This is a genomic window from Pseudomonas sp. AC463, from assembly GCF_979253585.1.
Map to the genome: position 1 here is coordinate 1 of NZ_CEEDDZ010000153.1, position 407 is coordinate 407.

A 407-nucleotide genomic window follows, 5' to 3' on the forward strand; every position below is an offset into this window, starting at 1 on the left:
CCCAGCAGCAGCCCCGACGCCCCCGTCCGACCAAGCAGCCACGCGTCGTAGAGCCACGCCGCGCCCAGCATCAGCACGAAGCCGGGCAACATGAATCCCAATCCGGCGAGCAGTCCGCCCCAGCGGCCCCGCGCTACCATGCCCAGATGGACGCAGAGTTCGTGCGCCTCCGGCCCCGGCAAAATCTGGAGAATCGCGAGCAGGCGGTTGAAGCGCGTGCCGGAGATCCACGAATCGTCCTCCACCAGCGCCTGCCGGATCATCGCGATCTGCGCGACCGGGCCACCGAAGGCGAGGCAGCCGAACCCCAGGAAGCGCAGGAATAGCGCCGGCAACGATATCGCGGGTGGCGCAGGCGACGGCACGGTGCCCCGATCCGCCGCGTCGACGACCATTCCCCCCATATG

Annotated in this window: 1 protein-coding gene; it reads right to left on the reverse strand. The window is 69.3% G+C overall.

Going from position 1 to position 407, the window contains the following annotated elements:
• Positions 1–395 (reverse strand): chromate transporter (locus tag AC0IYH_RS29550; RefSeq protein WP_471837613.1); only part of this gene is annotated, 395 nt, incomplete at its 3' end.
• Between the last annotated feature and the right edge of the window lie 12 nt (positions 396–407).